Consider the following 15093-nt stretch of genomic DNA (forward strand, 5'->3'; position numbering starts at 1 on the left):
GTCAAACAGTCTCCAGCGTATTAAGTAGTTGCTCGCAGGCGGGCGGCAGGGGCGCGCGCAGCTCCAGCGTCTCCCCTGTCACCGGATGGGGGATGGTCAATTGATGCGCATGCAGGAACATCCGGTTGAAGCCCTGCCGCGCAAAAATGGCGCGGGTCTCATCGTCCCCATATTTATCGTCGCCGACAATCGGGAAACCGCTGGACGCCAGATGGACGCGGATCTGATGGGTACGCCCGGTACGCAGCTCGGCTTCCACCAGACTGTAACCGCCAAAGCGCTTCTTCAAAGTCACGATGGTGTGGGCCGCCTGCCCCTCACGGTCCACCCGCACCCGCCGCTCGCCGGACGCCGTCGTCCATTTGAGCAGCGGCAGCTTGATGTGCTGGCGGTCATTGACCCAGTCGCCCTGCACCAGCGCGTAGTAGCGCTTGCTGCCCAGCCCCTCGCGCAACATATGATGCAGGCCCAGCAGGGCCTTGCGCTTCTTGGCGATCATCAGCAGGCCGGAGGTGTCCCGGTCCAGGCGATGCGCCAGTTCCAACATAGGCGCCCCGGGGCGGGCGGCACGCAGACGCTCGATGACGCCGAAGGCCACGCCACTGCCCCCATGCACCGCGATGCCTGCCGGCTTGTCCACCACCAGCATGCCGTCGTCTTCGTAGACGACCGGGAATTCCGCCGGCGGCACCGCGCGCGGCGCGTCGGCGGCTGGCAGGCGGAACGGCGGCACACGTACTACGTCCCCGATTTCCAGGCGCTGGTCGGCCTGGACGCGTCCCTTGTTCACCCGCACATTGCCGTCACGGATGGCTTTGTAGACGTGGCTTTTGGGCACGCCCTTGCAAATGCGGAACAGGAAATTGTCGACCCGCTGACCTTCGTGTTCGTCGGTAACTTCGACCAAACGGACGGCAACGGGCGGATTGGGGGAAGCACCAGGGGATGATTCTTTGCGCATTGCGAAAAGCGGCATATAATCGGGACAGCCTTAAGGGGCTGAAATGGGGGGCTTTGGCTGAATGGCCGCTTGGCGTAGAGATGCTGTTTGCAACTCCGTCGGGTACGCTTTTTGGCAACGCCGTCCGGTGCGCAGGACGCTATTGTACCGCCTGCTCGATTTCAGCTCCGGGGTCATTCGGTCGCCGGCGCAACCGAGCCCAACAGAAAGTGGTGTGGCACATTTTGCCCGCTTTCATGACAGGACCGTTGCAGCCGCGCGCGGCTCTGAAGCATACGCAAGCATCGTCGCATTTAAAGCACCAGACGCGCGCCCTCTCTAAGTTAGTCGCCGCGCCTGAGTTCCCGCAGCAATTTTATTCGTCAACCACATCCGTGCTCCTGACTCTCCTGCTGACAGAACCCCGTGCCTATCGGCACGCAGTGCCCGCCTGACTGGCGCGGATACGCCTGGGCGCTGCCCAGGTACGGTCCGCAAGCCGCTTGTTCTTGCCGCAGTCCGCAGACCGTGTGATCCGAGGTCACGCGCCGATATCGGCGTGTCATGACTACGGAGAACCTTCTCATGAAGCGAATGTTGTTCAACGCGACGCACCAGGAAGAACTGCGCGTCGCCATTGTCGATGGGCAAAAACTCATCGATTTGGACATTGAGACTGCCGGCCGCGAACAGCGCAAAGGCAATATCTATAAGGGCATCATTACCCGCATCGAACCCGGCCTCGAAGCCTGCTTCGTCAACTACGGTGAAGACCGCCACGGCTTCCTGCCTTTCAAGGAAATCGCACGCAGCTACTTCAAGGAAGGCGTCGATGTTCGCACCGCGCGCATCCAGGACGCCCTGCGCGAAGGCCAGGAACTGATCGTCCAGGTCGAAAAAGAGGAACGTGGCAATAAAGGCGCCGCGCTGACCACCTTTATTTCGCTGGCCGGCCGTTACCTGGTGCTGATGCCCAACAACCCGCGTGGCGGCGGCGTGTCGCGCCGAGTCGAAGGCGAAGACCGCCAGGAACTGCGCGACACGATGGACCAGTTGCAATTGCCGCAAGGCATGAGCATCATCGCCCGCACCGCCGGCATCGGCCGCAACGTCGAAGAGCTGCAATGGGACTTGTCCTATCTGATGCAGCTGTGGACCGCCATCGACGGCGCCGCGCGCGACAATTCCGCCCCCATCCTGATCTATCTGGAATCGAGCCTGGTCATCCGGGCCATCCGTGATTACTTCTCGCCGGAAATCGGCGAGATCCTGATCGATACCGACGAGATCGCCGATCAAGCCACCGCTTTCATGAGCGTGGTGATGCCGGACAACGTGCACCGCGTCAAGCGTTACCGCGACGACGTGCCCCTGTTCTCGCGCTTCCAGATCGAGCACCAGATCGAAACGGCGTACTCGCGTACCGTCACCCTGCCCTCCGGCGGCTCGGTGGTGATCGACCACACCGAAGCACTGGTGGCGGTGGACGTGAACTCCGCCCGCTCCACGCGCGGTGCCGACATCGAGGAAACCGCCCTGCGCACCAACCAGGAAGCGGCCGATGAAGTGGCCCGCCAACTGCGCCTGCGCGACCTGGGTGGCCTGATCGTCATCGACTTCATCGACATGGAGGACAGCAAGAACCAGCGCGCCGTCGAACAGCGCCTGCGTGATGCCCTGCATTTCGACCGTGCCCGTGTGCAAATGGGCAAGATCTCGCGCTTCGGCCTGATGGAACTGTCGCGCCAGCGCCTGCGTCCGGCCCTGAACGAGGGCTCGCACATCACCTGCCCGCGTTGCAACGGCACCGGCGTGATCCGCGACGCGGAATCGAGCGCCCTGCACGTGCTGCGCCTGCTGCAGGAAGAGGCCATGAAGGAAAACACCGCCGCCGTGCACGCCCAAGTGCCGGTGGACGTGGCGACCTTCCTGCTGAACGAAAAGCGCGCCGACATCGCCAAGATGGAAGCCCGCCTGAAGGTCAACCTGGTGCTGATCCCCAACAAGCACCTGGAAACCCCGCATCACCACATCGAACGCCTGCGCCACGACGATCCGCGCCTGGAAGAGACCCGTGTCAGCTTCGAGCTGGCCGAGGCTCCCGCCACGGACGTCGCTTTCGCGCCCAAGGAAACGGAAGTGAAGGCGCGTCCGGAAGCGCTGGTCAAGGGCATCACGCCCTCGCAGCCCGCTCCCGTCGCACCGACGCCCGCGCCGGTCGCGCCCGCCGCGCCGGCCCCCGCCGGCATGGGTGGCTTGTTCAAGCGCCTGGTGGGCTGGCTGTCCGGCGGCGAAAAGGCCGCCGCGCCTGTCGCCGCGCCGGTCCAGTCCGAAGAAGCCAAGCGCGCCACCAGCCGTCCCAAGTCCCGCACGCATGACGGCCAGGACCGCCGTGGCGAACGCCATGGTTCCGACCGTGGCCGCGGTGGCCGCCGTGGCGAAGGCCGCGGTGCCGAGACGGCGGAAGCCTCGACCGATACCAACAGCCGCCATCATGTGCGCGGCGGCCGTCGCAACGATGCCGAAAGGCCTGCTCGTGGCGAACGCGGTGAGCGTGGGGATCGTGCGGAACGCGGTGACCGCGCCGAACGTGGCGATCGTGCGGAGCGCGGTGAGCGCGGCCAGCGCGATGCCGCCCTGGCAGCCAACCAGGCCGCCAGCCAGGCACTGGGCCAGGCCGATCAGGCTGAACGCAATCTGCCGCAGACGGACACCCAGGAGGACGGTACCCCCGCCCGCCAGGGCCGTAACCGCCGTGGCCGTGGTGGCCGCAACCGCCGCGAGGAATCGGGTGCCGATGGCGCGATGAGCGAGCAGGAAAGCATGGTCGCGGCCTTGGCCGAGACCGTGGCTGCCGCGCTGCCGCCGGATGGTACTGGCGAAGCCGCGACGCGCGATGCTGCCGCGACCGAGGGTGAGACCGACGAGTTCGGCAATCCCATCGCCGCGGAAGGTACGGATCCGGAACGGAAGCGTCGCCGTCGTCGTAGCCGTCGTGGTCGTCGCAGCTCGGAAGACGGCGTGAGTTCGGATGTGGAAGGCCAGGAAGATGGGCTGGACGCGTCGGAACAGGGCGATGACGATCGCCTGGCCGCCGATGCGCAAGCCGCGCTGTCGGAAGTCGCGACGCCTGTGGATGACAGCAAGCCGGTCGCTTCGGCCGCCGAGACGCATGTCGCGGCGCCCTTCGCCGAACTGTCGGAATCGACGCCTGCTCCGGCGGCTGCCGAACCGGTCACCACGGCGCCTGTTGCCGTGACGGCGCCGGTGCAGGTTGCCACGCCGGCCCAGATCGTTGCCGAAACGCAGGCAGCTGAATCGGCCGCCGCGCCGGCTCCGGTGGCTGCTCCGGTCCAGGCTGCTGCGCCGGTCCAGGCTGCTGCGCCGGCTCCGGCTGCTGCGCCGGCTCCGGCTGCTGCGCCGGCTCCGGCTGCTGCTCCGGTCCAGACCGCTGCTTCGGCTCCGGCTGCTGCTCCGGTCCAGACCGCTGCTTCGGCTCCGGCTGCTGCTTCGGCTCCGGCTGCTGCTCCGGTCCAGACCGCTGCTTCGGCTCCGGCTGCTGCGCCGGTCCAGGCTGCTGCGCCGGCTGAGGCTGCTGCTCCGGTCCAGGCTGCTGCTCCGGCTGAGGCTGCTGCTCCGGTCCAGACCGCTGCTCCGGCTCCGGCCCCGGCTCCGGTCCAGACCGCTGCTCCTGCCGCCGCTCCGGTCCAGACCGCTGCTTCGGCGCCGGCTGCGGCTTCGGTCCAGGCTGCTGCTCCGGCTGCCGCGCCGAGCAAGCAATCGCTGCATAACGTCGTCAATGCTGCTGGCCTGAGCTGGATCGAAACCGATCCTGAGCGCCATGCGCAGACGCAGCAACGCATTGCGGCGAGCCAGGTGCCGCTGCGCCTGGGTCGCGAGCGCAAGCCCGTGGCGCCGGTGTCCAGCGAACCGCTGCAACAGGTCGAGACGCGCCACTGATCGAATAGATCAGGCTAGTCAGCCCTGAAAACCCCGAGGCCCGGATCCATCCGGCCTCGGGGTTTTTCTTTGCCCGCCCGCAATGGCATCACGGCCCTCCCGGCCGCCCGCTCAAACGACAGAAAAATATAAAAAGGGGGGATGGATATCCCCCCTCCCCCCAAACCGACAATCCCGTAAGTCGCTGGAAACCCCCATCACCAAGCTCCCCGCTGGGCGATACCCAAGACAGGTGCGACGGGAGGTTCCCCCATCATCTGAATATTCTTTCTTATGACTTCCGCGCATCGCGCAAACAAAAAACCCCGGCGCAAGGCCAGGGTTTCCTATGCCGCCAGCAGCGGCAAATCACGACTACCGACGATCAGAACAAGTACGTGTACGTCAGGTTCGTCACATCCAGCCCCGGGTTCGGGGTCTTGATGCTGGCGTTCGAGAAGTGCGAATAACGCAGGCTGATCCGGTTGTGCTGGTCGAACTGGTAACCAAAACCGATATGGTCGCCGAACTGGAACGCCGTGCTGATGGTCTCGTCAGCGAACTTGGTCCGGTTGAATACCGTCGGACCCACACCGCCTTCAAAGAAGAAGCGGTCGGTGACCCACCAGCGGAACATCGGAATGGCATTCAACTGCCAGGCAGTCGAAGGATGGCCGCCACCGCTATGCGCCCACCAGTAAGCAACACCCAGTTCACCGGTCAGGTCCAGGCGGCCAAGGCTGCCGCTGGTCTGCCACAAAGGCGCCGTTTCGTAATTGATCGCGCCACGGTTGTAGCTGTCGCCAAAACCGCCCTGCACACTGATACCGCCCTTATCCTGGGCCTGGGCGGCCGGAACGGCACACGCCATCGCCAAGGCAGCCAACGCGCCTGCAACCAGGCTCTTTTTATAACCACTCTGCATGGGGAAACTCCAAGCTACATTTTTTCGAGGTAAAGATGCGCTGTAACTTATCAGAAAAAACTGACAACGACCATGAGACCAAGGTAAGCCTTGACGAACATGGGCAAGAAAGCCACGAAACACAGTTTTCGAAAATCAACACCAATCGAATGCCATGGCAATGCTCTCTGCCTGGCGCCGCGCGCCGATAGCACGCGGCGTGCCCGGCATCACGCGCTCAGGACCTCGACCGGCTGCCGCGTCAGCAACGCCAGCAGGCGCGCGATTTCATCACGCAGCTGGCGGCGGTCCACCACCATGTCGATGGCGCCCTTGTGCAGCAGGAATTCGGCGCGCTGGAAGCCTTCCGGCAGCTTCTCACGCACGGTCTGTTCGATCACGCGCGGGCCGGCAAAACCGATCAGCGCCTTGGGTTCCGCGATCACCACGTCGCCCATGAAGGCGAAGCTGGCCGACACGCCACCCATGGTGGGATCGGTCAGCACGCTGATGAAAGGCAGCTGCTCCTTCGCCAGGCGCGTCAGCATGGCATTGGTCTTGGCCATCTGCATCAGCGACAGCAGGCTTTCCTGCATGCGCGCACCGCCCGAAGCAGCAACGCAGATGAACGGCGTCTTCTGGTCCAGGGCCGCCTGGGCACCGCGGGCAAAGCGCTCGCCCACCACCGAGCCCATGGAACCGCCCATGAATTCGAACTCGAAGCAGGCCAGCACGGCAGGCACACCCTTGATCGAACCACTGACGACCACCATGGCATCGGTCTCGCCGGTCTGCTTGACGGCTTCCGCCAGACGTTCCGGATACTTGCGCGAATCCTTGAACTTCAGCGTGTCGACAGAACGGATGGACTGGCCGAGTTCGACCCGCCCTTCCAGATCCAGCAGCGAATCGACGCGCGCGCGCGAGCCGATACGCATATGGTGATCGCACTTCGGGCAGACGTGCAGATTGGCCGCGAGATCCTCGTTATAGAGCACCGATTCGCACGACGGGCATTTGACCCAGAGACCTTCCGGCACGCGCCGCGCCACAGGCTCGGACGTCTTGTTGATGCGCGGCGGCAGGAGTTTTTCAATCCAGCTCATTGTGAGTTTTATCCTGGTGGGGAACGGCGGCCGCTCAGGCCGTCGCGGGGTCCCGTTTTACGTTGTCCAGCGCCTGGCGGATAGTGCTCAGCCAGTTGCCGGCGGCGGTCGCGGCGGCGGCGGTCTGGCCGGCCGCGGGCACGCCTTCGATGGCTTTTTCCATGGTCTCGATCAGCTTGCTGCCGATCACCACGGCGTCGGCCACGCGCGCCACGCGCTGGGCGCTGTCGGCGTCGCGGATGCCAAAGCCCACGCCCACCGGAATGTGGACGTGACGGCGGATGGCGGCCAGCTTGGTCGCGACGTCGTCGGTATCGATATGGCCGGCGCCCGTCACACCCTTCAGCGAGACATAGTAGGCATAGCCACGCGCCACCTGGCCGACCGCCTCGATGCGCGCCTCGGTGCTGGTGGGCGCCAGCAGGAAGATGGGGGCCATGCCCTTGGCGCCCAGCAGCTCGGCGAACTCGCGCACTTCCTCGGGCGGGTAATCGACCACCAGCACGCCATCGACGCCCGCGGCCGCGGCCTGGTCGACGAAGGCGGCCTGGCCCATGGCTTCGACGGGATTGGCATATCCCATCAGCACCACGGGCGTGTCGGCGTCCTCACGGCGGAAGTCCGCCACGGCCTGCAGCACCTTGCGCAGGCTCATGCCCTGGGCAATGGCGCGTTCGGTGGCGCGCTGGATGACGGGGCCGTCGGCCATGGGGTCGGAAAACGGCACCCCCAGCTCGATGACGTCGGCACCGGCGCGTACCAGCGCGTGCATCAGCGGCACGCAGGACGCGGGCGAGGGGTCGCCGGCGGCGATATAGGGAATCAGGGCGGCGCGGCCGGCCGCCTTGCTGCGGGCAAAGGCAGCGCCGATGCGGTCTTTTTGTACGGTCATGCTGTTCACGCTCACCGGTGGATTACAGCTGAAGGCCGGCGCGCTCGGCGACGGTGTGCATGTCCTTGTCGCCACGGCCCGACAGGTTGACCAGGATGATCTTGTCCTTGGGCAGGGTCGGCGCCAGGCGCAGCGCGTAGGCGATGGCATGCGACGATTCCAGCGCGGGCATGATGCCTTCGATACGGCAGCAATCATGGAAGGCGCGCAAGGCTTCCTCGTCGGTCACGCCCACATAGCTGGCGCGGCCGCTGTCCTTGAGCCAGGCATGCTCGGGACCGACGCCCGGATAGTCCAGTCCGGCCGACACGGAATGGGTTTCCTGCACCTGGCCGTTCTCGTCCTGCATCACGTAGGTGCGGTTGCCGTGCAGCACGCCCACCTGGCCGGCGGCGATGGACGCCGCGTGACGGCCGCTGTCCATGCCCTCGCCGGCCGCTTCGACGCCGATCAGCTTGACATCTTCGTGCGGGATGTAGGGATGGAAAATCCCCATGGCGTTGGAACCGCCGCCCACGGCCGCGACCACGTAGTCCGGCTGGCGGCCGGTCTCTTGCGGCATCTGCGTCAGGCACTCGTTGCCGATCACGGTCTGGAAGTCGCGCACCATGCGCGGATAGGGATCGGGCCCCGCCACCGTGCCGATGATGTAGAAGGTGTTGGCGACGTTGGTGACCCAGTCGCGCATGGCTTCGTTCAGCGCGTCCTTCAGCGTGCGCGAACCCGATTCCACCGGTACCACCGTCGCGCCCAGCAGCTTCATGCGGTAGACGTTGGAGGCCTGCCGGCGCACGTCTTCGCTGCCCATGTAGACCACGCATTCCATGCCGTAGCGCGCTGCCACGGTGGCCGTGGCCACGCCATGCTGGCCGGCGCCGGTCTCGGCGATGACGCGCGGCTTGCCCATGCGGCGCGCCAGCAGTGCCTGGCCGATGCAGTTGTTGACCTTGTGCGCACCGGTATGGTTCAGGTCTTCGCGCTTGAACCAGATCTGCGCGCCGCCCAGTTCCTGCGACCAGCGGCGGGCGTGGTACACGGGCGTGGGACGGCCCACATAGTGCTTGAGTTCGTAGGCGAACTCTTCCTGAAAAAGCGGATCGGCGCGGAAATGGTCATAAGCCGCGCGCAATTCATCCAGGGCGTGCATCAGCGTTTCCGCGACGAACACGCCACCGTAGGGTCCGAAATGCCCTTGGGCATCGGGAAGATCGTAAGGTTTCACCAGGCTTCTCCCGCTGCGATACGACGCCATCGGCCGCATCGCCAGCTAGGCGGTCCACCCTGGATCGGGCAGTACCACCGACTTAGCAACCGGCTATTTTACCCGAGCGGCGCCGTTTGCCGCTTGCCGGCCGCCGCCGGACCATGCGCCGCCTGCGCGGCAGGGGCCGCCTTGGCGCCACGCAAGGCCCTCCCCGGCTGGATTACAGCGATTGCCCCAGCCGCCGCAGGAAGCCGACGCAGGTCGCCAGCTGGTCCAGCGCCACGTACTCGTCCGGCTTGTGGGCATGCTCGATGTGGCCCGGGCCGCAGACGACGGTGGGAACGCCGATGCCCTGGAACAGGCCGGCCTCGGTGGCATAGGCCACTTTGCGCGTGGCGGTGTCGCGGGTCAGCGCACGCACCAGCTCGGTGATGGCGGCCTGTTCCGATGCCTCCAGGCCGGGCGCGGCCGGACCCTGCTCGATTTCAACGCGGGCCGCGGGAAACTCGGCGTGCATGCGCGGCAGCAAGGTTTCACTGACATAGCGCTGGATATCCGCCTGGATGTCCCCGGGCGACATGCCGGGCAGGTTGCGGAACTCGTAGGTGAATTCGCAGGCGTCGGGAATCGTGTTGACGGCAATGCCACCGCGGATCTGGTTGGTGGTCAGCGTGCTGAAGGGCACGTCGTAGAACTTGTCGTAGGGCCCCTTGGCACGGTAGGCGTCGGCCAGGTCGCGGATGTGGCAGATCAGGCGGGCCGCATGCTCGATGGCATTGCAGCCCTGCGGCGTCAGCGAGGAATGCGCGGCCCTGCCGTGCACGCGGCAGTGGAAGACATTGATGCCCTTGTGCGCCACCACCACCTGCATGCCGGTGGGTTCACCCACCACGCAGCCTTCCGGCTGGATACCCCGTTCGCGCAGGTCGGCCAGCAGGTAGGGCGCGCCGGCGCAGCCCACTTCCTCGTCGTAGGAAAAAGCCAGGTGCAGGGGCTTTTTGCGCGGCATGGCGAGGAATTCCGGCACCAGGGCCAGGGATGCCGCAATATAGCCCTTCATGTCGCAGGAGCCACGGCCGTACAGGCGCCCTTCCCGCTCTTGCAGGACAAAAGGATCGGAGGTCCAGTCCTGCCCATCCACGGGCACCACGTCGGTATGCCCGGACAGCACGATGCCGCCCTGGGTGCTGCCGTCCTGGGCGGGCAAAGTGGCGAACAGATTGGCCTTGTTGCGGTCGGCGTTGTGCACCAGCACGGCATCGACGCCCTGCTTTTTGAGCGCATCGCGCACGGTCTCGATGAGTGCCAGATTCGAATTGCGGCTGGTGGTGTCGAACGCGACCAGTTTTTCCAGCCAGGCGCGGGTGGCGATATCGGCATCCTGCGCGGCTTGCGTGGGGGTATCCATGATGGCGGCGGCCCTGCGTGAACGAAACTGGCAGTTTAGGCTTATTTACGCGCGGCGCCCGTTACGCCGGCGACGTCCGTCAGCGCCACCAGGGCCCGGCTCAAGGCCTCGCCGTCGGGCACTTCCACCGTGAACACCATGTGCGCCAGCGAGCTGCGGCTCTGCGTATTGACGCCAATGACGTTGAGCCGCAGCTTGGCGAACACTTCGGACAGGTCGCGCAGCAGGCCCGACCGGTCATGCGCCCGGATGCTGACATCGACCGGATAAAGCGTGCCGCCGGTCTTGCCCCAGGTAACTTCGATGCTGCGTTCCGGTTCGCGGCTGGCCAGCGCGGCGTAGCTGTGGCAATCCGTGCGGTGGATGGACACCCCGCGCCCGCGCGTAACGAAGCCAACGATGGGGTCGGGCGGCGCCGGGCGGCAGCAGCGCGCCAGCTGGGTCATCAAGGAACCCACGCCGACCACCAGCACGCCGCTCTTGCCGCTTTTCTCCGTGCTTTCCGCGCGGCTGGCATGGGTGACGACCTGCGGCTCGGCGGATTCGGCGGACGCCGGCTGCTGGAACGCGCTGTCGACCTGGCGCAGGCTGAATTCGTCCTTGGCGGCCGCGACGTAGAGGTCGTCCGCGCGGGCGAAGCCCAGTTGTTGCGCCAATTGCTCCAGGTTGACGGCCGTCTTGCCCAGGCGCTGCAGTTCCTTTTCCACCAGGGCCTGGCCCTGGGTGATGCGCTGCTGCAGCTCGATGGCGTTGAACCACGCACGCACCTTGGAACGCGCCCGCGGACTGGCCAGGAAACCCAGCTGCGGGTTGAGCCAGTCGCGCGAGGGACCGCCGGACTTGGCGGACACGATCTCCACGGTTTGCCCGGTGGCCAGTTGCGTCTGCAAGGGCACCAGTTGCCCGTCCACCCGCGCGCCACGGCAGCGGTGACCCAGGTCGGTGTGCAGGTGGTAGGCGAAGTCCACCGCCGTCGAACCGGCCGGCAGTTCGATCACCCGGGCCTGCGGGGTCAGCACGTAAATGTGCTCGCCGCTGTCGGCATCGGTTTTCCTGGCCGTCTCGCGCGTGCTGTCGGTGTTCCAGGCCAGCAGCTGGCGCATCCACGCCAACTGGCGGTCGTAATCGCTGGACGCCGACACCTGGCCGCCGCGCGCGCCGGCCTCCTTGTAGCGCCAGTGCGCGGCCATGCCGTATTCGGCGAACTGGTGCATTTCGCGGGTGCGGATCTGCACTTCGAACGGCTTGCCATCCGCATCCGCCACCACCGTATGCAGGGAACGATAGCCGTTCGGCTTGGGACGCGAGATGTAGTCGTCGAACTCCTGCTCCATCGGCGTCCACATGGCATGCACCATGGCCAGCGCGGCATAGCAGTCGCGCACGTCGCCAACGATGACGCGCAGCGCGCGCAGGTCGTACAGATGCGCGAAGTCCAGCTTCTTGACCCGCATCTTGCTCCAGATGCTGTAGATATGCTTGGGCCGGCCGCTGACTTCGGCGGCGATGCCGGCCTTGGCCAGGGCCTCTTCCATGCGCGCCACCGCGTCACGGATGAAGGCTTCACGCTCGACGCGCTTTTCTTCCAGCAGTTTGGCGATCTGCTTGTAGCGATCGGGATCGGTGAAGCGGAAGGCCAGGTCTTCCATTTCCCATTTGATCTGCCAGATGCCCAGGCGATTGGCCAGCGGCGCGTACAGGTCCAGCGTTTCGCGCGCCAATTGCGGGTCGCAGGGAACCTTGGTGGCGGCGTGCCAGCGCAGGCTTTGCAGCCGCGATGCCAGGCGCATCAGCACGATGCGCAGGTCGGCTGCCATGGCCAGCAGCATCTTGCGTTGCATTTCCTTCTGCGTGCCGCTGCCGGCGGCGCTGTCGCTGGCATGGCGCGCCACCACGCCAAGGCGCAGCAGCGCATGCGCGCCGTGCACCAGGCGCGCCACATCGTCGCCGAAGTCCGCCGCCAGGGGATCGTTGCGCAGGTTTTGTGGTGGCACCTGGAGGTCGGCGGGCAAGGCCGCCAGCACCGCCGCGACACGGGTCGCGGCGTCGGTATGCAGGCCTGCCAGGATGCGCCCGACACCGGCGGCGTGGACGACCAGGGGCTCGCCGGTGATGGACTGCTGGCCGGCGTAGCGTTTTGCGAACGAACTGGCGGCGCGCGCCAGTTGCGCCCGGCCGGCCGGGTCCAGTCCGGCCGCGGCGGCGTCGAGCCAGGCGGCATCGAGGCCAACGCCGGAATCGACGGCGCCGGCGATAGCGGCAGGCTGCGGAGATTCGGGAGCGGAAGGCGGGGACATCGACGACGGGAACGACAGGAACCGGTTGGGAGTTTGACACTCTACACTAAGGCAGTGACGGCTTCGGCCGGCTTGGCATCAGGGTTTGCGTCAGGTCATTGCGGTGTCGCCGGAGGACTCGCGCAGGCGCGCCGGGCCTGGACTCCGTCGTGTGCCACCGCTTGGGGCTGCGCACGCGCACGGTGTGCCGTCCCTGCTGGCCGTGTTTGGCCTCCGGGCAGTGGGATTGCCGGGCCCAGCCCCGGCCCTCGGCCGGTGCGGCGCCGCGTGGCGCGGCGGCGCGCGCGGCCGGGCTTCAGATGAAAAAGGCATAAAGGAATAGGCGATTCATGTTTCGATGGCTCAAAGGGCGCGGGGCGCGCGATGCGCAGGTTGAAGCGGTGCGTACGCGCATTCCGGCCGAACTGTGGGAGCAGGTGCTGGACGCCTTCCCCTTCCTGTATCCCCTGGTGCAGGAAGAACAGGCGGCGCTGCTGGACCGGGCCGCCTGGGTGCTGGCCAGCAAGACCATGAACGGCGCGGGCGGGCTGGAATTGACCGACTTCATGCGCCTGTGCATCGCCGCCCAGGCCGCCCTGCCCATCCTCAACCTGGAACCGGCACTGTACGAGGGCTGGGACGAGATCATCGTCTACCCCGGCGGCTTCGTCATTCCGCGGCGGCGCGAAGATGAGGACGGCGTGGTGCATGAGTACGACGAAGACGCGGCCGGCGAGGCCTGGGAGGGCGGCCCGGTGCTGATTTCCTGGGAGGACGCACGCCTGGCCGAGGGCGGGTATAACGTGGTGATCCACGAATTCGCCCACAAGCTGGACTTGTTGACGGGCAGCGCCGATGGCGTGCCCAGCCTGGCGGGCCGGCGCGATATCGACGGGCGGGCCTGGCGCCGTGTGCTGGAACAGAGCCTGGACCAGTTCAGCGCGGCTCTGGAGGACGTCGAAGCCGCCATTCCGGCGGACGTGGATCCGGAGGGCCCGGAAGCCGGGCAATGGTATGGCCAGTTGCCGCTGGATCCCTATGCGGCCACCGATGAGGCGGAATTCTTCGCGGTCAGTTCGGAAAGTTTCTTCGCCGATCCCGCGCCGTTGGCCGAGACCATGCCGGAGTGGTACGCGCTGCTGCGCGCCTATTACCGCCAGGATCCGCTGGCGCGGCTGCAACACCATGAGGACAGGCAATCGCCATGACCAGTGCATCTCCTCGTCTGCTTATCGTGTGGCACAGCCGCACCGGCGCGGCCCAGGCCATGGCGCAAGCCGCCGCCGCGGGCGCCCGCGACGTCGCCGCCTGGGCCGTGGCGGATGAGGATCAGGATGCGGCTGAAGGCGCCGGCAAGGCGGCTGGGATTGAGGCGGCTGGGCTTGAGGCGGCTGAGCCTGAGGCGGCTGGGCCCGGGGCAGCGGCCGCTACGATGCCGCCCGCTGCTGTTGCCGCCGAGGCCCCGCTGACGCTGAATATTGTCATGCTGCCCGCGGCCGAGGTGCAGGCCGCGGATCTGCTGCAAAGCGACGGGTTTCTTTTCTGTGCGCCGGAGAACCTGGGCACGCTGAGCGGCGCCATGAAGGAATGCTTCGATCGCTGTTATTACGGCGTGCTCGATGCCGAGGGCGTCAGCCCGATCGGCGGACGGCCGTATGGCCTGATGATCAGCGCCGGGACTGATGGCACGGGCGCTGCCCGGCAGGCGGAGCGCATCTGCACAGGCTGGCGGCTGAGCCTGGCGGCGGCCCCCTTGATTGCCCGCAACGGAGCCCAATTCCCGGCCCAGATCCTGACGCCCAAGACCGTGGGGCCCGAGATCCTGGAAGACTGCAAGGAATTGGGGGGACTGCTGGCGGGACTGCTGTTGATAGGCGGCTAGCGCCATCGACAGGCAGCAGTGTGCACTCGCTGAATAAACTCGGCCGCTCCAGGAGCGGCCGAGGTGTCGCCGGGGTATCGCCGCGGGAATGCCGCCGGGGCATCACCTGGGAATGCCGCCGGCATTCGGGCGGAGCCGGACCCGCGCGGCGCGAAACGGTGCCTTAGGCGACCGCGGCCGTGACGACGATCTCGACCTTGTAGTCGGGATTGGCAAGGCGGGATTCAACGGTGGCGCGGGGAGGCGCGTTGCCGTCGGCAACCCAGGCGTCCCACGCCTTGTTCATGCCGTCGAATTCCTTCATGTTGGTGATGAAGATCTGGGCCATCAGGATGCGCGACTTGTCGGTGCCGGCTTCGGCCAGCAGCTTGTCGATGGTCGCCAGGACCTGGGCGGTCTGCCCGGTGATGTCCAGCGTGGCGTCATCCGGGACCTGCCCGGCCAGGTAGGCAACGCCGTTATAGACGGCCATATCCGAGAGACGCTTGGCGACATTGACGCGTTTGATGCTGCTCATGGGGTGATCCCTCCTGTTGGAAACC

General features: G+C 66.3%; 11 protein-coding genes. 3 read left to right on the forward strand and 8 right to left on the reverse strand.

Features of this window, described 5'->3' with window-relative positions; all coding sequences use genetic code 11:
- Position 1 precedes the first annotated feature (1 nt).
- The gene (locus CEY05_RS10850; protein ID WP_088598466.1) at positions 2–976 is read right to left on the reverse strand and encodes an RluA family pseudouridine synthase; all 975 of its coding nucleotides are present in this window, start codon (positions 974–976) and stop codon (positions 2–4) included.
- A gap of 549 nt (positions 977–1525) precedes the next feature.
- Here CEY05_RS10850 and CEY05_RS10855 point away from each other — a divergent pair.
- On the forward strand, positions 1526–4900 hold the full coding sequence (locus tag CEY05_RS10855; RefSeq protein ID WP_088598467.1) for an Rne/Rng family ribonuclease: 3375 nt from the start codon (positions 1526–1528) through the stop codon (positions 4898–4900).
- A gap of 364 nt (positions 4901–5264) precedes the next feature.
- Here CEY05_RS10855 and CEY05_RS10860 read toward each other — a convergent pair whose 3' ends face one another.
- The 6 genes from CEY05_RS10860 to CEY05_RS10885 form a co-directional block, all read right to left on the reverse strand.
- Positions 5265–5804: an acyloxyacyl hydrolase gene (locus CEY05_RS10860; protein ID WP_088598468.1), complete on the reverse strand. Its 540-nt coding sequence runs from the start codon at positions 5802–5804 to the stop codon at positions 5265–5267.
- A 209-nt stretch (positions 5805–6013) separates the two neighbouring features.
- Positions 6014–6889, reverse strand: coding sequence for an acetyl-CoA carboxylase, carboxyltransferase subunit beta (gene accD, locus CEY05_RS10865; protein WP_088598469.1), 876 nt, complete (start codon positions 6887–6889; stop codon positions 6014–6016).
- A 34-nt stretch (positions 6890–6923) separates the two neighbouring features.
- The gene (gene trpA / locus CEY05_RS10870; protein ID WP_088598470.1) at positions 6924–7781 is read right to left on the reverse strand and encodes a tryptophan synthase subunit alpha; all 858 of its coding nucleotides are present in this window, start codon (positions 7779–7781) and stop codon (positions 6924–6926) included.
- A gap of 22 nt (positions 7782–7803) precedes the next feature.
- Positions 7804–9003, reverse strand: a complete 1200-nt coding sequence (trpB, locus tag CEY05_RS10875; protein WP_088598605.1) for a tryptophan synthase subunit beta — start codon at positions 9001–9003, stop codon at positions 7804–7806.
- Positions 9004–9205: 202 nt separating this feature from the next.
- Positions 9206–10357 carry an acetylornithine deacetylase gene (gene argE / locus CEY05_RS10880; protein ID WP_198952763.1) on the reverse strand — a complete coding sequence of 384 codons (1152 nt, stop codon included), beginning with the start codon at positions 10355–10357 and terminating at the stop codon, positions 9206–9208.
- Positions 10358–10434: 77 nt separating this feature from the next.
- Positions 10435–12690 (reverse strand): bifunctional (p)ppGpp synthetase/guanosine-3',5'-bis(diphosphate) 3'-pyrophosphohydrolase, encoded by a 2256-nt coding sequence (locus tag CEY05_RS10885; protein WP_088598472.1) that lies wholly within the window; start codon positions 12688–12690, stop codon positions 10435–10437.
- 329 nt (positions 12691–13019) lie between these two features.
- Here CEY05_RS10885 and CEY05_RS10890 point away from each other — a divergent pair, with 329 nt between their 5' ends.
- The gene (locus tag CEY05_RS10890) at positions 13020–13877 is read left to right on the forward strand and encodes a zinc-dependent peptidase (RefSeq protein WP_088598473.1); all 858 of its coding nucleotides are present in this window, start codon (positions 13020–13022) and stop codon (positions 13875–13877) included.
- Positions 13874–14551 carry an NAD(P)H-dependent oxidoreductase gene (locus tag CEY05_RS10895; protein ID WP_233161455.1) on the forward strand — a complete coding sequence of 226 codons (678 nt, stop codon included), beginning with the start codon at positions 13874–13876 and terminating at the stop codon, positions 14549–14551. The genes CEY05_RS10890 and CEY05_RS10895 overlap by 4 nt, the downstream gene beginning before the upstream one ends.
- A 163-nt stretch (positions 14552–14714) precedes the next feature.
- Here CEY05_RS10895 and CEY05_RS10900 read toward each other — a convergent pair whose 3' ends face one another.
- On the reverse strand, positions 14715–15068 hold the full coding sequence (locus tag CEY05_RS10900; RefSeq protein WP_088598474.1) for a RidA family protein: 354 nt from the start codon (positions 15066–15068) through the stop codon (positions 14715–14717).
- Positions 15069–15093: the final 25 nt, after the last annotated feature.

This window comes from Achromobacter sp. HZ34 (genome assembly GCF_002209485.1).
GTDB lineage: Bacteria > Pseudomonadota > Gammaproteobacteria > Burkholderiales > Burkholderiaceae_B > Bordetella_C.